18 protein-coding genes are annotated in these 17,659 nt (G+C 67.5%); 8 read left to right on the top strand and 10 right to left on the bottom strand.

Translation table 11 applies throughout. The annotated features are described in order from the left end of the window. Positions 1 to 205: 205 nt before the first annotated feature. From rimI to MRY84_RS16440, 4 genes are all read right to left on the bottom strand, one after another. Complete coding sequence (gene rimI, locus MRY84_RS16455; protein ID WP_291506782.1) at positions 206 to 697, bottom strand: ribosomal protein S18-alanine N-acetyltransferase; 492 nt, start codon at positions 695 to 697, stop codon at positions 206 to 208. A 53-nt stretch (positions 698 to 750) separates the two neighbouring features. Beyond that, complete coding sequence (gene tsaB / locus MRY84_RS16450) at positions 751 to 1,467, bottom strand: tRNA (adenosine(37)-N6)-threonylcarbamoyltransferase complex dimerization subunit type 1 TsaB (RefSeq protein WP_291506781.1); 717 nt, start codon at positions 1,465 to 1,467, stop codon at positions 751 to 753. A gap of 44 nt (positions 1,468 to 1,511) precedes the next feature. Further along, positions 1,512 to 2,504 carry a DMT family transporter gene (locus tag MRY84_RS16445; protein ID WP_291506780.1) on the bottom strand — a complete coding sequence of 331 codons (993 nt, stop codon included), beginning with the start codon at positions 2,502 to 2,504 and terminating at the stop codon, positions 1,512 to 1,514. Between the two features lie 277 nt (positions 2,505 to 2,781). After that, positions 2,782 to 4,554, bottom strand: a complete 1,773-nt coding sequence (locus MRY84_RS16440) for a methyl-accepting chemotaxis protein (RefSeq protein ID WP_291506779.1) — start codon at positions 4,552 to 4,554, stop codon at positions 2,782 to 2,784. 220 nt (positions 4,555 to 4,774) lie between these two features. Here MRY84_RS16440 and dacB point away from each other — a divergent pair, with 220 nt between their 5' ends. From dacB to MRY84_RS16425, 3 genes are all read left to right on the top strand, one after another. Then, entirely contained in the window at positions 4,775 to 6,187 is a 1,413-nt protein-coding gene (dacB, locus tag MRY84_RS16435; RefSeq protein WP_291506783.1) for a D-alanyl-D-alanine carboxypeptidase/D-alanyl-D-alanine-endopeptidase, read from the top strand. Between the two features lie 110 nt (positions 6,188 to 6,297). Next, complete coding sequence (locus MRY84_RS16430) at positions 6,298 to 6,570, top strand: SemiSWEET transporter (RefSeq protein ID WP_291506778.1); 273 nt, start codon at positions 6,298 to 6,300, stop codon at positions 6,568 to 6,570. A gap of 141 nt (positions 6,571 to 6,711) precedes the next feature. Continuing rightward, entirely contained in the window at positions 6,712 to 8,019 is a 1,308-nt protein-coding gene (locus tag MRY84_RS16425; protein WP_291506777.1) for a lipase family protein, read from the top strand. A gap of 77 nt (positions 8,020 to 8,096) precedes the next feature. Here MRY84_RS16425 and MRY84_RS16420 read toward each other — a convergent pair whose 3' ends face one another. The 4 genes from MRY84_RS16420 to purE form a co-directional block, all read right to left on the bottom strand. Then, entirely contained in the window at positions 8,097 to 9,050 is a 954-nt protein-coding gene (locus MRY84_RS16420) for an SGNH/GDSL hydrolase family protein (RefSeq protein ID WP_291506776.1), read from the bottom strand. A gap of 241 nt (positions 9,051 to 9,291) precedes the next feature. Beyond that, positions 9,292 to 10,311, bottom strand: coding sequence for an L-threonylcarbamoyladenylate synthase (locus MRY84_RS16415; RefSeq protein ID WP_291506775.1), 1,020 nt, complete (start codon positions 10,309 to 10,311; stop codon positions 9,292 to 9,294). A gap of 2 nt (positions 10,312 to 10,313) precedes the next feature. Next, on the bottom strand, positions 10,314 to 11,483 hold the full coding sequence (locus tag MRY84_RS16410; protein ID WP_291506774.1) for a 5-(carboxyamino)imidazole ribonucleotide synthase: 1,170 nt from the start codon (positions 11,481 to 11,483) through the stop codon (positions 10,314 to 10,316). Then, positions 11,480 to 11,974, bottom strand: coding sequence for a 5-(carboxyamino)imidazole ribonucleotide mutase (gene purE, locus MRY84_RS16405; RefSeq protein WP_291506773.1), 495 nt, complete (start codon positions 11,972 to 11,974; stop codon positions 11,480 to 11,482). Before purE ends, MRY84_RS16410 begins: the two co-directional genes overlap by 4 nt. A gap of 151 nt (positions 11,975 to 12,125) precedes the next feature. Here purE and trxA point away from each other — a divergent pair, with 151 nt between their 5' ends. Further along, positions 12,126 to 13,034, top strand: coding sequence for a thioredoxin (trxA, locus tag MRY84_RS16400; RefSeq protein WP_291506772.1), 909 nt, complete (start codon positions 12,126 to 12,128; stop codon positions 13,032 to 13,034). Positions 13,035 to 13,145: 111 nt separating this feature from the next. On the opposite strand, the gene MRY84_RS16395 is transcribed toward trxA, so the two are convergent. Further along, a complete protein-coding gene (locus MRY84_RS16395) occupies positions 13,146 to 14,066 on the bottom strand; it encodes a phosphoribosylaminoimidazolesuccinocarboxamide synthase (RefSeq protein WP_291506771.1) in 921 nt (306 codons plus the stop codon). Between the two features lie 395 nt (positions 14,067 to 14,461). Here MRY84_RS16395 and raiA point away from each other — a divergent pair, with 395 nt between their 5' ends. From raiA to hprK, 3 genes are all read left to right on the top strand, one after another. After that, positions 14,462 to 14,797 carry a ribosome-associated translation inhibitor RaiA gene (gene raiA, locus MRY84_RS16390; protein WP_142150312.1) on the top strand — a complete coding sequence of 112 codons (336 nt, stop codon included), beginning with the start codon at positions 14,462 to 14,464 and terminating at the stop codon, positions 14,795 to 14,797. A gap of 196 nt (positions 14,798 to 14,993) precedes the next feature. Then, a complete protein-coding gene (locus MRY84_RS16385) occupies positions 14,994 to 15,461 on the top strand; it encodes a PTS sugar transporter subunit IIA (RefSeq protein WP_142150314.1) in 468 nt (155 codons plus the stop codon). A 46-nt stretch (positions 15,462 to 15,507) separates the two neighbouring features. Beyond that, positions 15,508 to 16,464, top strand: coding sequence for an HPr(Ser) kinase/phosphatase (gene hprK, locus MRY84_RS16380; RefSeq protein ID WP_291506770.1), 957 nt, complete (start codon positions 15,508 to 15,510; stop codon positions 16,462 to 16,464). Positions 16,465 to 16,633: 169 nt separating this feature from the next. Here hprK and fur read toward each other — a convergent pair whose 3' ends face one another. Further along, positions 16,634 to 17,050: a ferric iron uptake transcriptional regulator gene (gene fur / locus MRY84_RS16375; protein WP_291506769.1), complete on the bottom strand. Its 417-nt coding sequence runs from the start codon at positions 17,048 to 17,050 to the stop codon at positions 16,634 to 16,636. Between the two features lie 90 nt (positions 17,051 to 17,140). Between fur and MRY84_RS16370 the strand changes: the two genes are divergently transcribed. Continuing rightward, positions 17,141 to 17,659, top strand: a 519-nt coding sequence (locus MRY84_RS16370) for an outer membrane protein assembly factor BamE (protein ID WP_291506768.1), incomplete at its 3' end; no start/stop codon positions are given.

The raw sequence follows: 17,659 nt of genomic DNA, 5'->3' as shown, positions 1-17,659 counted from the left end.
CGGGGGTGGCGCCAGCGCGGGTGCGGCAGCGGACTCCCTGGCAGGGGTGGGGGCTAGGGCAGCGGCAGCGGCAGGCGCCGGGGTTTCAGCGGGCGCCCATACGGTCACCCCCATTTCCTGCAGCATGGCGCGCTGCCGTGCATCAAGGTGAAGGCTCATACCGAAAGTGTGAAAGGGGCTTGGGGGAGGGGGTTCGTCATCGTCGTCACAGGGCCAGGCTCATGACCACGGCGTCCTCGCGCTGCCCGCCCGCTGCGGGGTAGTAGCGCTTGCGTTCGCCCACGCGCCGGTAGCCGTGGGCTTCGTAGACCTGCTGTGCGCGCACGTTGCTCATGCGCACCTCCAGCCAAAGCCACTGGGCGCCTCGCCCGCGCGACCACAGGGCGAGCGCATCGAGCAGCACGCGCGCCCAGCCCTGGCGCTGGAATTCGGGGGTGACCGTGATGTTCAGCAGATGCACCTCGTCCACTCCCATCATGGCCACGAAGTAGCCCAGCAACTGCTCTCCCGCCATGAGCACCTGGGCCTGGTAGCCGGAGGCAAGGGCGTCGGTGAAGTTGCCCCGCGTCCAGGGATGGGAGTAGGCGCGCTGCTCCACGTCCAGCACCGCGTCCAGCCGCGCGAGCGTCAACGCCTCGAAGCGTGCTTCGACAGCGGTAGCTGACGCGGTGGCAGGTGGTGTGGGCAGGGCGCTCATGAGTGGGTGCAATACAGTGGGGGAGGTGTCTGGCGGTGCTTTGGCCACCCGTCTCAAGGCGTGGCGGGTCCCGCCTGCGCTGCGCGCAACGCAGCGCGCTCGGCCGTGGTTTGCGCCACTTTATCGCGGATGTAGCGCGGCAGCGCCTCGCTGGCATCGACAGCCTGGCCCGCTGCCAGCAGCCCCGGGGCCAGGCGCAGCAGCGCACTGGCCGTGGGCAGGGCGGCGGTGTGGTCGGCGGTGGGCGCCAGCCGTTCGCCATAGGCCGCACGCGCATTGCCGGCCACGGTCCACCCTGCGGGGACGGCCACGGCTTCCGGCGCGCTGAGACCGAAGTCGGCGTCGGCCCGCCAGCGGGCTTCGTCCGCCAGCCATTCGCAGCGCGCGTGGTAGACCTCGTCCATGCGGGCATCCAGCACCGCCACCACGCGCGTGCAGCCCTGGGCATGGCGGGCTTCCTCCGCCACGGCCAGCAGGGTGTCCACAGGCAGCACGGGAACGCCCTGGCCCGCACGGGCGCCAAACGCCAGGCCCTGCGCCACCGCGCAGGCCGTGCGCAGGCCGGTGAAAGAACCCGGCCCGCGGCCGAAAACGATGGCGTCCAGCGTGTCGAAGGACAGGCCTGCCTGCGAGAGAAGCTGGCGCACCGCCGGAATCAGGGTGGCCGATGCCTGCGCCCCCCCCGGGCCCGTGTGCTGCCACACGGCATCGCCGTGCTGCACGGCGATGGAGAGCGTGTCGGTGCTGGTGTCAAAGGCAAGCAGGTTCATGGAGCCAGGAAGATTCGCGGAGAGGAAAACAGGTCAGGGCAAGGTCACGGGGTCGTGCGGCCGGGCAGGACCGCCGGGCCTGCCGGCGCCGGCTGGCGGCGCAGCACGCCCAGCAGGATACCCCCGGTCACCAGCAGCAGGCCCGCCACCAGGTTCCAGTGCAGGGGCTCGTTCAGGAAGACCACCGCGCCCATGGCCGAGAGGCCCGGCACCAGCGCGGTGATCATCGTGGACCGCACCGGGCCGAAGTGCTGGATCATGCGCGTGAACGTGATGCCCGAGATCACTACCGAGCCCACGCCCTGGAACACCATGTGGAAGACGATTTCGCTCCAAGGCGCCACCGCCAGGCGGCTGGCAACGGCGCCCAGCCCCACCAGCAGCGCATAGCCCGGCAGGTAGACCAGGCAGGCAAAGGCCGTGATGGCGATCGTGGCCTGCACCGCGTCCACGGCATGCCGCCGCGCCTGCACGCTGTAGACGGCCCAGGACGATGCGGCGAGCATGAACAGCACATCGCCCTTCCACACATCGCCGCCCGAAAACGCCGCCAGCAAACTGTGCCCACCCACCAGCAGGTCGCCTGCCACGATCAGCGCCAGCCCCGCCGCACGCAGCGGGGTGATGTGGTCGCGCAGCAGCACAGCGGCCAGCAGCGCCGTCCACAGCGGCAGACTTCCCGGCATGAGCACGGCCGCGTGGGTCGCGGGGGCATGGAAGAAGCCTGAATAGGCGAGCATGGCGTACAGCAGCCCGCCAAAGGTCCCCAACAGCGCAGTAGTGCGCAGCGGCAAGGGCGAGATGCCCGCCAGGCTCGAGGGTGGGGCCGCAGTGCCCAGCGCGGCGGCACGGCGGCGCACCATCCACCATCCCCAGGGCAGCAGGACCAGGCTGGCACCAGTGATGCGCAACAGCGCAATATCGAGCGGGGTGAGCGTGCGATGGGCGGACGCGCGGGCGACCACAACGAAGGCTGTCCAGAGGGTAACCGTCACGATCGCCGCCAGCAGGCCGATGGCACGAGGAGAAAAACGCATCCGGGGATTATCTGGCCCCGCGCGTTGTCAGGTGTCCGTCGACCGCAGACCCTGCTGCCTGGCAGGGCTCGCCGCTTGTCGCGGAGTCCCCGGAGCCCCCCGAGCCTGTTGAGGCTCTTTTCAGCGTGCCCGTTGCCGGGCAACCTTTGCGGCAAGGCGGCACAAGGCCGCACTCTGCGTTGCACACCTTGCCCAGGCCGCCAGCATGGGCTGCAGCGCAAGCCCTGATTGCGGCCTTGCGAGCACCGTGAAAAAAGTCAGCAGGCGCTTTGAGTGGTCAGAAGGATTCCCAATCGTCGTCGCCGCCCTTCTGGGGGTTGCGTGGAGCAGGCTGTGGAGCGGATGCCAGCGCTGGCGCTGCAGGCTTCGCGGCAGCCGGCGCCGGAGTGCGGGGAATGGCAGGCTTGGCAGGAGCACCGGCGGCCACGGCCGCGGGTCGTGCCGGCGCAGGGCGGGCAGGGCTGGCCAAGACCGCAGGTGCTGGCGCAGGGCGAGCCTGTTCGCCCGAGAGCTTGAACACTGCCACCACCTGCACCAGTTCGTGTGCCTGGTTGCGCAGGCTGCTGGCCGCGGCGGCCATTTCTTCCACCAGCGCGGCGTTTTGCTGCGTGGCCTGGTCCATGGAGGTGACCGCCTCGCCCACCTGCGCGACGCCGGCGCTCTGCTCGCTGCTGGCGGCACTGATCTCACCCATGATGTCCGTGACGCGGCGGATGCTGCTCACGACCTCGGTCATGGTCTCGCCGGCCTTGTCGACCAATGCTGTGCCGTGTTCGACGCGGTCCACGCTGGCCTGGATGAGGTTCTTGATCTCCTTGGCGGCTTCGGCGCTGCGGCCCGCCAGGCTGCGCACTTCCGAAGCCACCACGGCAAAACCGCGCCCTTGCTCGCCCGCTCGGGCGGCTTCCACTGCGGCGTTCAGTGCCAGGATGTTCGTCTGGAAGGCAATTCCGTCGATCACGCTGATGATGTCGCTGATCTTGCGGCTGGCCTCGTTGATGCCTTTCATGGTCTCCACCACATCGCCCACCACGGCGCCGCCCTTGGCGGCCACGCTGGAGGCGGCCATTGCCAGCTGGTTGGCCTCGCGCGCGCTGTCGGCATTGTTGCGCACGGCAGAGTTCAGCTCTTCCATGCTGGCGGCCGTTTGCTGCAGCGCGCTGGCTTGGTGTTCGGTGCGCGAGCTCAGGTCGCTGTTGCCGTGGGCGATCTCGGAGCTTGCGTTGGACACCGACTCCGCCCCTCGCCGCACGTTGGTCACCACGCGGGCCAGGTTGGCCTGCATGAGCGCGAGCGAGGACATGAGCTCGCCCACTTCATCCTTGCCGTGCTGCGGAACGGTGGCGGTGAGGTCCCCCTCGGCCACCCGCTTGGCCAGGTCCGATGCCTGCGCCAGGGGGGTGGTGACCGAGCGGGACAGCACCCACGAGAACAGCACAGCGAGCGCGACGCTCAGCACGCCCAGGGCCACCAGCAACTGCCGGCTGGACTGGCGGTTCTCCTCGATGGCCCGGCCCAGCGCATCGACCTGATCGCGCTGGTTGCGCAGCAACTCGTCCATCTTGGCGGCGTAGTTGTTCGCCTCGGGCATGAACTGCTTCTCGAGCAGGGCATTGGCCTCGTCCACCTTGCCCTCTTTCTTGAGCGCGAAGATCACGTCGCGGTTCTTGAGGTAGACCGTGCGCAGCGCGCCGATTTCCGCAAAGATTCTCTTCTCGGAGTCGAGGAACATCAGCGCCTCCACGGCTTTTTGCAGCTCGCCCGAGCTCTTGGACGAGGCCTTGCTCTCCTCTGCAAAGAAGTCCGCCAGCGAAGGGTCGCTGCTGCGCGCGACGGCGGCGGTGCGCGTGATGCCGGCGCGCAGGTTGCGCGACCAGTCGCTCACCAGGCGCTCGGTCTTGATGGGGTTCTGCAGCATCTCCCGCGTGGCGTCAGCCACGGCGTTCAAGCGCGCGATGCTCAGCGCGATGGCGCCGATCAACAGCAGCAGCACCAGCGAAAACCCAAGCGCAAGGCGCTTGGCGACAGAGAGATTGGAGAGTCGGCTCATAGAGGAGGATGCCCTGATGTGTAGCGTTGCGTGATCGAGAAATTGCACAGTCCGGTGGTTGTGCCGTGCTGCGCCCCAACGGCGGCTGTGCGCGATGATCGGTGGCGTAGTTTAAGTACGCCGCTTGCCCACTGCGTGCGCGGTTGTCACGCTCTAGACTCTCCGCATGATGAATCGATCGCGACTTTCCCGTCCCCTTTCCTGGGCGCGGGCCGCCGGGATGGCGGCTGCCTTGTGTGCTGCCAGTGCATCCCCGGCGCTGGCCCAGTTGCCGGGGGCGGCAACAGCCCTTCCGCCCGAGGTCGATGCGGCGCTTGCCCGAGCCCGGCTGCCGCGCGAGTCCCTGAGCGTTCTAGTCACCGAGGCGCAAGGGAATGTGCGCACCCAGCCCCGCCTGGCACACCGTGCGCAGGTGCCCGTGAACCCCGCGTCGGTGATGAAGCTGGTGACCACCTATGCGGCGCTGGAGCAGCTGGGCCCTGCCTACGTGTGGAACACGCCCGTGTATGTGCAGGGCACAGTGCAGGACGGCAGCCTGCGCGGCAATGTCTACATCCAGGGCTTGGGCGACCCCAAGCTGGTCATGGAGCGCCTGTGGCTTCTGATGCGGCGCCTGCAGGGCCAGGGCATCCAGGTCATCGTGGGCGACATCGTGCTCGACCGCACGGCTTTCGACGTGCCCGACCACGACCCGGCGCGTTTCGATGGCGAGCCGCTGCGGCCCTACAACGCCGCCCCCGATGCGCTGCTGTTCAACTACAAATCCTCGGTGATGACGTTCGTGCCCGACGCGGCGGCCGGCTTGGCGCGCATCCAGTACGACCCGCCGCTTGCTGGCGTGCAGCGCCAGGCCACCGTGGCGCTGGCGGCGCCCGGGGCCGAATGCGGCGATTGGCGGGCGGCCTTGCGTGCGGAGCTGGCCGACCCGGCCAAGGTGAGTTTCCAGGGCGTGTACCCGGCCGCCTGCGGCGAGCGGGTATGGCCCGTGGCGGCGCCGGATCCGCGCGGTTTTGCCGCGCGTGCGGTCGAGGGCATGTGGCGCGAACTGGGCGGCAAGCTCACCGGCAGCGTGCGCGAAGGCAAGGTGCCTCCCGGATTGAAGCCGGCCTTCACGGCCGTTTCGCCTCCCCTGGCCGAGGTGGTGCGCGACGTGAACAAGTACAGCAACAACGTGATGGCGCAGCAGGTGTTCCTGACGCTGGCGATGCAGAAGAACGGCGTGGCCAGCTTCGATGGCGCGCGCGAGGCCCTGCGGCAGTGGTGGACCGTGCGGGTGGGCGACGCCGAGCCGCCACAAGCCGACAACGGCGCTGGCCTCAGCCGCGATGCCCGCGTGACGGCCCACGCGCTGGCGCGCATGCTGCAAGTGGCTTGGGCGTCGCCGGTCATGCCCGAGCTCGTGGCCTCGCTGCCCATCACGGGGGTGGACGGCACACTGCGGCGCAGCAACAGCCGCGCGGGCACGGCGCACCTCAAGACCGGAAGCCTGCGCGACGTGATGGCCGTGGCCGGCTATGTGCACGCGGCCAGCGGGCGACGCTATGTGCTGGTGGCCATCGTCAACCATGCCAACGCGGGCGCCGCGCGGCCGGTACTGGACGCCCTGATCGACTGGACGGCACGCGAACACTGAAGCGGTGAAGCGGTGAAGCGGTGAAGCGGTGAATAATGAGCCCTTGGCCGGCCTGCCAGCCGAGGGCGCCCACCGGGTGGCCCGCAGTCTTCTTTTCCCTCTCCCCTTCCATGTCCATCACCGAGTTGATCGGCTACGTTGCCGCCTTCCTGACCACTTGCAGCTTTGTTCCACAGGCCTGGCACACCTTCCGCACCCGCGACGTGGGCGGCATCTCCCTGGGCATGTACAGCGTGTTCACCGCGGGCGTGGCCCTGTGGCTGGTCTACGGCCTCACCCTGTCGGCCTGGCCCATCGTGGTGGCCAACGCGATCACGCTGGCGCTGGCCGGAACCATTTTGGGCATGAAGCTGGCCTATGGCGCGCGCGGCCGGCGCCGTTGAGCTGGCCGCACCGGCCGTTCGGTGATCCCCGGTGTCGCCTAGGCGTCTTGTCCGCGGCGCGGTCCGCGTTATCCCCTATGGATGGTGCAGCGCAGGTGCGCGCACGATGCGTCCCTGTTTTCTTGACCCAAGGATGCATTCATGACGTATTTCCGCCTTACCTGTGTGGCCGCCGCGGCGGTGCTGCTTGTTGCCTGTGGTGGCTCGGACGACCCGGATCGGGGCGCGTTGATCGACCCCCCGGCCGTGGTGACCACGCTCACAGCCGCGCAGATCGACGCGGGCACCGCTGGCAGCGGCTTGCAGCCCCTGACCGGCAAGGCCAAATGCGATGTGAAGGTAGTGGCGCTCAACTACACCACCGTGGGCGCCAAGGGAAGCGAGAGCACCAATGCGTCGGGCGTGATGCTGGTGCCTGCCGGCGCCTGCACCGCGGCCGCACCGCTGGTGGCCTACGCCAAGGGCACCGATGTACAGAAGCCGCGCACCCTGGCCAACCCGCAGGACTCTGAAACCTTCCTGCTGGCCGCGATGTACGCCGCACAGGGCTATGCAGTCGTGGCCACCGACTACCTGGGCTTTGCGAAGTCGGGCTACAGCTTCCACCCCTACCTGCACGCCGACTCGGAGGCCACCTCGGTGATCGACTCGGTGCGGGCCGCGCGCAACGCCTCGGCCGCCGTGGGCGCAAGCCTGTCGGGCAAGGTCATGTTCACCGGCTATTCGCAGGGCGGGCACTCGTCCATGGCGGCGCACCGCGCGGCGGAACGCGACTACGGCACGGAGTTCAATGTCGTCGCCGGCGCGCACCTGGCGGGCCCTTACAACCTGTCCGGCTCGCTGCGCATTCCCGACGCCATCGCCGGCGTGCAGTTCTTTGTTCCGTACCTCGTGACTGCCTGGCAAAAGGTCTATGGCGACGTCTACACGGATGTGAAGCAGGCGTTCAAGGCGCCGTACTCCGGCTACATCGAGAACCTGTTGCCCCATCCCACGCTGACCTACACCACCCTGGTGACCTCGGGCACGCTGCCGGGCGGCCCCGGCGTGACGCCGAACCAGGCGCGCGATGCGGTGTTCCAGTCCGACTTCATCACCGGATCGCAGACCAGCACCACCCATCCCCTGTACCTTGCTGCCAAGAAAAACGATCTGCTCGGCTGGAACCCCAAGGCCCGGGTGCTGCTGTGCGGCGGAGCCGGAGATCCCACAGTGCCGCCCGCCATCCACCAGAAGGTCATGAAGGCCGACTTCGACAGCCGGGGGCTGACCAACGTCACGTCGGTGGATGTGGACGCCGCCATCCAGGCCACCTTCGGCCCTGGCGGCAAGGCCCCCACGGACCCCGCTTCCGCGGAGTTTGCCGCCTACTATGGCGCCTACCACGGTACCTATGAGCCGCCGTTCTGCCATGCCCAGGCCCGTGCGGTCTTCGACGCGGTGAAGTAGCAAGGCACTGCCCCAACAAAAAGCCGACCCGAGGGTCGGCTTTTTGTTGCCGGGGTGCAGACGCCCCAGGGGCCGGCTTACCAGCGAGCGCGCAGCCGGTCGTAAGCGTACGTGCCGAACTGGCGCTGCGCCGAGGGCGTCAGGTACACCGGGTCCGCGAACACGTAGGAAACCGGGTCGGCGCCTGCCAGCAGCGTGGAAGACGTGCATCGCGCCGAATTCACCTGGCCCGCGCCGATGCCGATGCCATTGGCGGGGTCTACCGAGGTGCACACGGGGGTGGTGGCGTTGTTGAAGCCGTAGTTGGCGGGCACGCCCGTGTACAGGTTCACGTAGTAGGCGGAGTCCACGTACAGCACGTTGGCGCCCAGGTCGACGATGCCCACGAGCAGGCCTTCGTTGAAGCGGCTGCTGGCGTCGTTGAGCAGGGTTTCGCGGCCAATGGACTTGGCCCAGGGGGTCTTGCTCAGATCGTAGGTGCCGGTCACCACGACGTACTTGGCCCCCGCGGTGACCAGGCGGCGCACCTGCGCAGCAAAGTCCTCGCCGGCCTGGCGCGCCGCAGCCACCATGGCAGCTTCGGTTTGCGTGCCGGCCTGCACGGCGGCCATGCCCGCGATCACGTCGCTGATGCCGCCGCTCACGAGCACGACATCGCTCGCGCCAAAGCTGCCGCGCGCGAGGAAGGTGTCGATCTGCTCGGTGATGGTGGGCGTGCTGGCGTTGCCGGCGGCATCGGGCTTGATCTTGACGCGCGCATTGCCCACAGCGTAGCTGGTGCCGCCTGCCGAGGCCGCGGCCAAGGGCTTGCCGTAGTTGGCGGCCACTTGCAGGGTCCAGTTGTTGATGCTGCCATCGTTGACGGTGTAGCGCGTGCCGTTTTGTCCCACGTCGCTGTTGGCATCGCCAAAAGCGATGAAGCGCTGGGGCGCAATGGCCGATTCGGTCGTGCTCGACCCACAGGCCGCGAGCAACGCGGCCGATGCACATGCGGCGACCAAGACGGTGCGGCGCATCCAATTTGCTGCCATGTAGTTCTCCAGAAAAGGTGGCGGGTAGTTTAGCGGCGCAAAGTCAATGCATGTAAAGCGGGTGCTCAGGGCAGATGTGCAATCCTGGCGCTACGGTTGAACTGCCGCGGCCCCGACCAGTGGACACCGCGCAAGGGCCGCCCCGCAGCTCCAAGCCTGCCTGCCCAGGCTTGGACGAGCCCGAACAGCGCCCCGCATCTGGCGGGCGCACCGAGCGACAAAGTCGCTCAGGAGGATGCCCTCATCCACCAGCCGCCGCACGCTGCAGGCGATCGCGCACACCCTCCCATTCGGGCGTGGCGGGCGGGGTCTCGATCCAGATCAGCTTGACGCCGTCGTCGTCAAAGCCGCGCAGCACGGCAAACAACTGCTGGGCCGTGGCGACGGCATCGTCAGGCATGCGGCGCATCACCAGCTTGGACGATTTCGTGCGCAGCGCCGCACGCGCGTACACGGCGATGTGCGCTGCCTCGGCGCCCAGCAGATCCAGACCGGTCTGCAGCGCCTTGGCGTCCATCAGGCGCACCTTGGCGGTGGGGGCGTAGTGCGATTCCAGCGTGCCGGAGGCGCGGGGCGTGTGGTCGGGCAACTCGTCCTTCGACAGGGGTGCCATGCCGCAAGCCCGCGCAATCTGCTCGCGCGTGATCGCGCCGGGGCGCAGCAGCACGGGCACGCCGCGCGTGCAATCCACGATGGTGCTCTCGATGCCCACCTGGCAGGGACCACCGTCCAGCACCAGCAAATCCGGGCCCAGCTCGTCCTGCACGTGCTGCGCGGTGGTGGGGCTCACGCGGCCAAAGCGGTTGGCGCTCGGCGCGGCCACGCCCCACACGGGCGGGCCGCCGGCCTCGGCGCCGTCACCGGGGGCCGCGCAGGCCGCCAGCAAAGCATGTGCGACGGGGTGGGCAGGGCAGCGCAGGCCCACGCTGTCCTGCCCGCCGGTGGCTGCGGTCGCCACGCCGGGCAGGCGCGGCAGGATGACGGTGAGGGGGCCGGGCCAGAAGGCGTCCACCAGCTTCTGGGCGAACGTGGGCACCTCTCGGGCGAAGTGGGCAATGCCCTGGGCATTGGCCACGTGCACGATGAGCGGGTGGTCGCTGGGCCGGCCTTTGGCGGCAAAAATCTGCGCCACAGCCGCATCGCTGCTGGCGTCCGCGGCGAGGCCGTACACCGTTTCGGTGGGCAGGCCGAGCAGGGCGCCGCTGCGCACCGCGCGGGCCGCGGCGGCGATGGCCTGGGGGTCGTTGCCGTCGAGGACCATGGTCAGAACGCGGCGATGCCCAGCAGCTCGGCCGCCTTCAGCGCCGTGGCGCGCGCGGCCTCGGGCGTGGCGCCGGTGACGTTGAGGTGGCCCATCTTGCGGCCGCGCTTGGCGTCGCGCTTGCCGTACAGGTGCAGGTGCGTGCCGGGCAAGGCCAGCACGGCGGCCCAGGGCGGCGTCTGCGCGGTGTCGCCGCCGTGGGCAAACCACAAATCGCCCAGCAGGTTGAGCATGACGGCCGCGCTGTGCTGGCGTGGCTGCGTGAGCGGCAGGCGGGCCAGGGTGCGCACCTGCAGCTCGAACTGCGACACGTCGCAGGCGTTCTGGCTGTAATGGCCACTGTTGTGGGGGCGCGGGGCGATCTCGTTGACCACGAGGCTGCCGTCCTGCAGCACAAAAAACTCTACACACAGCACGCCCACGTACTGCAGGCCTTCTGCTACAGATTTCGCAGCTGCTACCGCTTGTGCAGCAAGCGCTGGGGGCAGATTTTGCTCATACACCTCGGTCACGGCCAGGATGCCGTCCCGGTGCAGGTTGCGCTGCACGGGCAGGTGCACCATGGCGCCGTCGTGGCCGCGGGCCACGATCACGGAGCATTCCAGGTGCAGCGGCAGCATCTTCTCCAGCACGCAGGGCACGCGGCCGACGGCGTCCCAGGCGGCGGCCAGCTCGGCGGCAGTCTTCACGCGCACCTGGCCCTTGCCGTCGTAGCCCATGCGGGCGGTTTTCAAAATCCCTGGCAAAAGATCGGGTGACACGGCGGCCAGTTGCTCCGCCGTCTCGATCACGGCATACGGCGCGCAGGGCACGCCGCAGCCCACAAAATGGGCCTTTTCCCGGGCACGGTCTTGCGCCACGGAGACCGCGCTGGCGGCGGGCGACACGGGCCGCTGCTGCGCCAGAGCGGCCAGCGCGGCGGCGGGCACGTTCTCGAATTCGGTGGTCACCGCATCGGCCACGCGGGCCAGCTCGGCCAGCCCTTGCGGATCTTCGTAGTCCGTCTGGATATGGTGGTGGCTCACCAGCCCGGCGGGGCTGGTGGGGTCGGCATCCAGCACGGCCGTGAAGTAGCCCATGGCCTGGGCCTGGTGCACGAACATGCGGCCCAGCTGGCCGCCGCCGAGCACGCCCAGCGTGGAACCTGGCAAGAGTGGTTGGCTGGAAGTCATGCGGCGGGTGGCAGGGTCATGTTGCGCGCCACCTCGGTCTGCTCGGCGCGGAAGGCTTCCAGGCGCTGGCGCAGCTCGGGGTCTTCATTGGCCAGCAGGGCCACGGCAAACAGGGCCGCGTTGGCTGCCCCGGCGGTGCCGATGGCAAACGTGGCCACGGGGATGCCCTTGGGCATCTGCACGATGCTGTGCAGCGAATCCACGCCCTGCAGGTGGCGGCTGGCCACCGGCACGCCCAGAACGGGCACCGGGGTCTTGGCGGCGATCATGCCGGGCAGGTGGGCGGCGCCCCCGGCACCCGCGATGATGGCTTTCAGGCCCCGGCCGGCGGCGGCCTCGGCGTAGGCGAACATGTCGTCGGGCATGCGGTGGGCCGAGACCACGCGCGCTTCGTGGGCGATGCCGAACTGTTCAAGAATCTGCACTGCATGCTGCATGGTGTCCCAGTCGCTGCTGGAACCCATGACGACGCCGATCTGGATGGGTTTCATGGTGTGTGGGGTGGGCGGCTGCAGGCAGCTCGTGCCCCAGGCGCTGTAGGTGGAACCCGCGATTTTACTTTTTGCGCCCCCGGCACCGTCACGCCGCTGTTTCGATGGGCCAAAATAGCGCGATCCCGCTTCCACTGAGCCCACACCCGCCATGATTGACGTCACCGTAGAGAACTTTGAAGCCGAGGTGGTTGCCGCCTCCATGAACGTCCCCGTGCTGGTGGACTTCTGGGCGCCCTGGTGCGGCCCGTGCAAGTCGCTGGGGCCGGTACTCGAAAAGCTGGAAACCGAATACGCCGGCCGCTTCAAGCTCGCCAAGATCGACTCCGACCAGGAGCAGCAGCTGGCCGGCATGTTCGGCATTCGCAGCATTCCCACCTGCGTGCTCCTCATGAACGGCCAGCCCGTGGACGGTTTCATGGGCGCCTTGCCCGAGGGCCAGGTGCGCGCCTTCCTCGACAAGCATGTGCCCACCGCTGAAGAGTTGGTCGCCGAAGCCCAGGAGGAAGAGGCCCTGGACGCCCTGGCCGACGGTGACACCGACACCGCGCTCGAGAAGCTGCAGCATGCCGTGGTGACCGACCCGGCCAACGACGACGCGCGCTTCGACTACGTGAAGCTGCTGCTCCAGCTGGGCCGGGACGACGACGCCAAGGTGGCGTTTGCCCCGGTGATTGCCAAGGCCGGCACCTCGCGCAAGCTGGGTGCGCTCAAGGCATGGATGGATGCTATTGATTTCGTAGCTTCTGGCGCTCATGGAGAAAGCGCTGGGGCTGAATTTGATTCAAAAATAGCCGCCAACAAACGCGACTTCGACACCCGCTATGCCAAGGCCCGCTGGCTGCTCGCTCACCAGCGCTGGACGGACGCCATGGATGAGCTGCTGGAAATCCTCATGCGCGACAAGGGCTGGAACGAAGAAGCTGCGCGCAAGACCTATGTGGCCATCCTCGAAATCATCGAGCCGCCCAAGGTGAAAGTGGCCGATGGGCAGATTCCGCCGGACGATCCGGTGGTGGCCACGTACCGCAGGCGCCTGAGTTCGGTGGTGCTGAGCTGAGCTTTCTGCCCTACCACAGGGCGCTCATCTGAAAACTGGCGCGGTCTAGTCCGCTGAACCCGAGAAATCGGCGGTGCGCCGGGATGCGGCGCAGCCGCTCAGGGGTTGTCTTTAACCTGTCAGACGTTCCAGCGCCTCACGGTACTTGGCGGCGGTCTTTTCGATCACCTCGCGCGGCAGGCGCGGTGCCGGCGCGGTCTTGTCCCAGGGCTTGCCGTTCACCTGCGCCTGCTCCAGCCAATCGCGCACGAACTGCTTGTCGTAGCTCGGTGGGTTCTGCCCGGCGGCCAGGGCGGCCTCGTAGCCTTCCACGGGCCAATAGCGCGAGCTGTCGGGGGTGAGCACCTCGTCCATCAGCACCAGCGTGCCGTCGGGCGCCAGCCCAAACTCGAATTTCGTGTCCGCAATGATCATGCCCTTGGTGAGGGCGATCTCGGCTGCAGCCTTGTAGATGGCGATGCTCAGGTCGCGGATGCGGGTGGCCAGATCCGGGCCGATCATCTCCACCGTGCGCTCGAAGGTGATGTTCTCGTCGTGCTCGCCCACGGCGGCCTTGGCGGCCGGTGTGTAGATGGGCTCGGGCAGCTTGGCCGCGTTGGTCAGGCCCTCGGGCAGCGGCACGCCGCAGACCGAGCGCGATTCCTGGTACTCCTTCCAGCCGCTTCCGGCCAGGTAGCCGCGCACCACGGCCTCCACCGGAATGGGCTTGAGGCGCTGCACCAGCATCGAGCGGCCGCGCACCTGGGCCACTTCTTCCGGCTTGACCACGCTCTCGGGCGCATCGCCGGTAAGGTGGTTGGGGCAGATGTGCCCGAGCTTGTCGAACCAGAAAAGCGCCATCTGCGTGAGCAGCTCGCCCTTGCCGGGAATGGGCTCGCCCATGATCACGTCAAAGGCGGAAAGGCGGTCGCTGGCCACCATCAGGATGCGGTCGTCGCCCACGGCGTAGTTGTCGCGCACCTTCCCGCGGGCCAGCAGCGGCAGCGAGGTGAGGGCGGAGGTATGCAGGGCGTTGGAGCTGGGCTGGGTCATGGTGTGGGTGGGACGATCGGATCGGGTTTGCGCAGCGTGCAGGCCGTGTGCCGCGGCAGGATGGAACCGGGGGATTCGTGCCGGGCGGCGCGCAACGCGCGAATTTTACGCGGACCCCCATGGCCCCCGAGAGAGGGAGGCGGGGGGCGAAGGTGCGAAAGCAGCCGCGGAAGGGTTGCCACGTGTTCGATGAACTCGCCCATTGTGCGCGCATTTCCGGGGCTTGGCACCTTGCCCGGCATAACCCAGCAGGCCGGGGCGGAATGGGATTGCTTTTCAGGGTGGGCGGGGGCATAGTGACCTCACGCCAACAGGATGCATCCAAGTTCGTCGGGCCGCTCCTCTGATCCAGGGCGGCGTTTTCTTCCACAGAGCGTGTCACAGGAGACTTATTTATGAACTTGACGATCAGCGGTCACCATCTCGAAGTTACCCCTGCCTTGCGCAGCTACGTCACCACCAAGCTGGACCGGATCACGCGCCATTTCGACCAGGTTGTCGACGTCAAGGTACTGCTGACAGTAGAGAAGCAAAAGGAGAAGGAAAAGCGCCAGCGAGCGGAATGCAACATCCACGTCAAAGGCAACGACCTGTTTGCCGAGAGCTCCCACTCCGACCTGTATGCCGCCGTTGACGAGTTGGTCGACAAGATGGATCGCCAGGTCGTGCGCCACAAGGATCGCCTGCAAGACCATCACCACGAAGCCGCCAAGCGCGAACTGCACGTTTGATGCGCAGCTCTCGTGCCTGGCACAGCAGCCGCCCCCTGGGGCGGTTTTTTTGTTGCCCCCCGGCGTGCCGTCCCTTGTATTGTTTCTCTGTGCAAAAGCCTGTCAGCCCATGGAGCCGCGACCATGCATCGGCCAATAATGGCAAACCCTGGTACTCAGGGTTTTCGCCAAGATGTGCATAATTGTTACCTTGACCATGAACCGACTCGCCTCCATCCTGCCCCCCGCTCAAGTGCTCGTGAGTGTGGACGCCACCAGCAAGAAGCGTGCTTTTGAAGAAGCGGGTCTGCTGTTCGAGAGCCAGCACGGCCTGTCGAGGGCATTGATCACCGACAGCCTGTTTGCGCGCGAGCGCCTGGGCTCCACCGGGCTGGGCCATGGCGTGGCCATTCCCCACGGCCGCATCAAGGGCCTGAAGGCGCCGATGGCGGCGGTGTTCCAGCTGCTCAACCCCATCGGGTTCGACGCGCCGGACGAGTTGCCGGTAGGGCTGTTGATCTTTTTGCTGGTGCCCGAGGCTGCCACGCAAAAACACCTGGAGATCCTCTCCGAAATCGCGGAGCTGCTGAGCGATTCCGCGTTGCGCGAAAAACTCAAGTCCTGCACCGACGCGGCCGAACTGCACGGCACCATCGCTGGCTGGCAGTCCACCCAGGCCGCCTGAGCCGCTGCGGGTTGCGTCCCCTCATCCCCCTTACACCCTCATCGCTGTGAAGCCCAATGTCGTCAGCGCCGATGTCCTTTTCGAGGAGTTCCGCGGCCTGCTGAAGTGGGAATGGGTGGCGGGGCTGGGGGCCTCCGAACGGCGTTTTGACGAGGTGGCCGTTCGATCGGCCCGCTCCGGGGCTGATCTGGTCGGCTACCTCAACTACATCCACCCCTACCGGGTGCAGATCCTCGGCGAGCGCGAGATCGCCTACCTCGGCAGCGCGTCGCCCGACGATTGCAAGCGGCGCATCGCGCGCATCGTGACGCTCGAGCCGCCCGTGCTGGTGCTGGCCGACAACCAGTCGGCTCCGGACGAACTGGTATCCATGTGCGAGCGCGCGCAGATTCCAATGTTCTCCACGCACGAGTCGTCGGCGTTCGTCATCGACGTGCTGCGGGCCTACCTGTCCAAGCACTTTGCCGACCGCACGACGATGCACGGCGTGTTCATGGACATCCTGGGCCTGGGCGTGCTGATCACCGGCGAATCCGGCCTGGGGAAAAGCGAGCTGGGCCTGGAGCTGATCTCGCGGGGCAACGGTCTGGTGGCAGACGATGCGGTGGACCTTTATCGCATCAACCAGACCACGATCGAAGGCAAGTGCCCCGAGCTGCTGCAGAACCTGCTGGAAGTGCGCGGCATCGGCCTGCTGGACATCCGCGCCATCTTTGGCGAGACGGCGGTGCGCCGCAAGATGCGCCTCAAGCTCATCGTGCACCTGGTGCGCAAGGAGACGCTGGAGCGCGACTACGAGCGCCTGCCGTACGAGCCCCTCACTCAGGACGTGCTCGGCGTGCCCGTGCTCAAAGTGGTCATCCAGGTGGTGGCCGGCCGCAACATCGCCGTGCTGGTCGAAGCCGCCGTGCGCAACACCATCCTGCAACTGCGCGGCATCGACACCTACCAGGAATTCGTGGAGCGCCACCGCCGCGCCATGGAACGCGACACCGGTGGATAGTGCTACTTATTCGATAGCTGTTGGTGCTTGATGCGCAAGCGCTAGGGCCGATTCTTATCAAAGGCGGCGATGCGGACGCTGCCGAGGCCGGTGCACCCGTGGATCGCCTTTGCCGGGCCCGTGGGTGCGTCTCCCCTGGGGGAAGGCGCCAAAGGCGACTCAGCGGGGATTACTTGCTTGCACACGACGCGCACTGGCCGTACAGCGCCATGGTGTGGTCCTGCACCACCCAACCCTTGGACTTGGCCACGGTCTGCTGGCGCTTTTCGATCTCCGCGTCGTAGAACTCCTCCACCTTGCCGCACACGGTGCAGATGAAGTGGTCATGGTGCTGACCCTCGTTGAGCTCGTAGACAGCCTTGCCGCTTTCGAAATTGCTGCGGATGAGGATGCCCGCCTGCTCGAACTGGGTGAGCACCCGGTACACCGTGGCCAGGCCGATGTCCGAGCGTTCTTCCAGCAGGACCCGAAAGACGTCCTCGGCCGTCATGTGGCGCTGGCCGCCTTTCTGGAAGATCTCCAGGATCTTCAGGCGAGGCAGGGTGGCCTTGAGCCCCGTGCTTTTGAGTTCGTCGATGTTGGTCATGGCATGGTCTTTCGGGGGATGCGGGCGGGGCCGGGAGCACGAAGGGCCTGCCGCTACAATGGAATGATCATATCCTCAGCCCTTTTACCCATGCCCGTCAAAGCCCGTTGCAGCGCCCGCCTGGGCCTGGTCCTTTTGATCGGTGCCGGCGTGGCCGCCCTGGCTGGTTGCAGTAGCCTGGATGGAGCCAGCACCCGCATTGCCAATATCGTCACGCCCTACAAGGTCGATGTCGTGCAAGGCAACTTCGTTTCGCGCGAGCAGGTCGAGGCGCTGCAGCCAGGCATGAGCCGCCAGCAGGTGCGCGAAATCCTGGGCACGCCGCTGGTCACCAGCCTGTTCCATGCCGACCGCTGGGAATACGTTTTCACGCTCAAACGCCCGGGTGAAGAGGCGCAAACCCGCAAGCTGACGGTGTATTTCCGCGGCGATGTGCTGGAGCGCTCCGAGGGCGACCCCATGCCGACCGAAACGGAGTTCGTGGCGTCCCTGGGCTCGCGCGGCGCCAAGAACAAGGTGCCGGCACTGGAAGCCACGCCCGAGCAGCTGGCCCGCTACCCCGCATCGCCCCGGCCGCAGACCCCGCCCACAGCGGTGCCGCTGGAACCT

It is taken from the genome of Acidovorax sp., assembly GCF_022763525.1.
GTDB lineage: Bacteria > Pseudomonadota > Gammaproteobacteria > Burkholderiales > Burkholderiaceae_C > Acidovorax.
The sequence above is the reverse complement of the archived record's forward strand: the minus strand, read 5'-3'. Positions and strand labels throughout refer to the sequence as shown.

What these genes read in the sequence shown, in the direction of transcription:
- MRY84_RS16430 (WP_291506778.1), top strand. Translation starts at nt 6,298, where the DNA reads ATGTCCATCACCGAGTTGATCGGCTACGTTGCCGCCTTCCTGACCACT.
- rimI (WP_291506782.1), bottom strand. Translation starts at nt 697, where the DNA reads ATGAGCGCCCTGCCCACACCACCTGCCACCGCGTCAGCTACCGCTGTC.
- tsaB (WP_291506781.1), bottom strand. Translation starts at nt 1,467, where the DNA reads ATGAACCTGCTTGCCTTTGACACCAGCACCGACACGCTCTCCATCGCC.
- dacB (WP_291506783.1), top strand. Translation starts at nt 4,775, where the DNA reads ATGGCGGCTGCCTTGTGTGCTGCCAGTGCATCCCCGGCGCTGGCCCAG.
- MRY84_RS16440 (WP_291506779.1), bottom strand. Translation starts at nt 4,554, where the DNA reads ATGAGCCGACTCTCCAATCTCTCTGTCGCCAAGCGCCTTGCGCTTGGG.
- MRY84_RS16395 (WP_291506771.1), bottom strand. Translation starts at nt 14,066, where the DNA reads ATGACCCAGCCCAGCTCCAACGCCCTGCATACCTCCGCCCTCACCTCG.
- MRY84_RS16415 (WP_291506775.1), bottom strand. Translation starts at nt 10,311, where the DNA reads ATGGTCCTCGACGGCAACGACCCCCAGGCCATCGCCGCCGCGGCCCGC.
- MRY84_RS16425 (WP_291506777.1), top strand. Translation starts at nt 6,712, where the DNA reads ATGACGTATTTCCGCCTTACCTGTGTGGCCGCCGCGGCGGTGCTGCTT.
- MRY84_RS16385 (WP_142150314.1), top strand. Translation starts at nt 14,994, where the DNA reads ATGAACCGACTCGCCTCCATCCTGCCCCCCGCTCAAGTGCTCGTGAGT.
- fur (WP_291506769.1), bottom strand. Translation starts at nt 17,050, where the DNA reads ATGACCAACATCGACGAACTCAAAAGCACGGGGCTCAAGGCCACCCTG.
- purE (WP_291506773.1), bottom strand. Translation starts at nt 11,974, where the DNA reads ATGAAACCCATCCAGATCGGCGTCGTCATGGGTTCCAGCAGCGACTGG.
- raiA (WP_142150312.1), top strand. Translation starts at nt 14,462, where the DNA reads ATGAACTTGACGATCAGCGGTCACCATCTCGAAGTTACCCCTGCCTTG.
- MRY84_RS16420 (WP_291506776.1), bottom strand. Translation starts at nt 9,050, where the DNA reads ATGGCAGCAAATTGGATGCGCCGCACCGTCTTGGTCGCCGCATGTGCA.
- MRY84_RS16410 (WP_291506774.1), bottom strand. Translation starts at nt 11,483, where the DNA reads ATGACTTCCAGCCAACCACTCTTGCCAGGTTCCACGCTGGGCGTGCTC.
- MRY84_RS16445 (WP_291506780.1), bottom strand. Translation starts at nt 2,504, where the DNA reads ATGCGTTTTTCTCCTCGTGCCATCGGCCTGCTGGCGGCGATCGTGACG.
- trxA (WP_291506772.1), top strand. Translation starts at nt 12,126, where the DNA reads ATGATTGACGTCACCGTAGAGAACTTTGAAGCCGAGGTGGTTGCCGCC.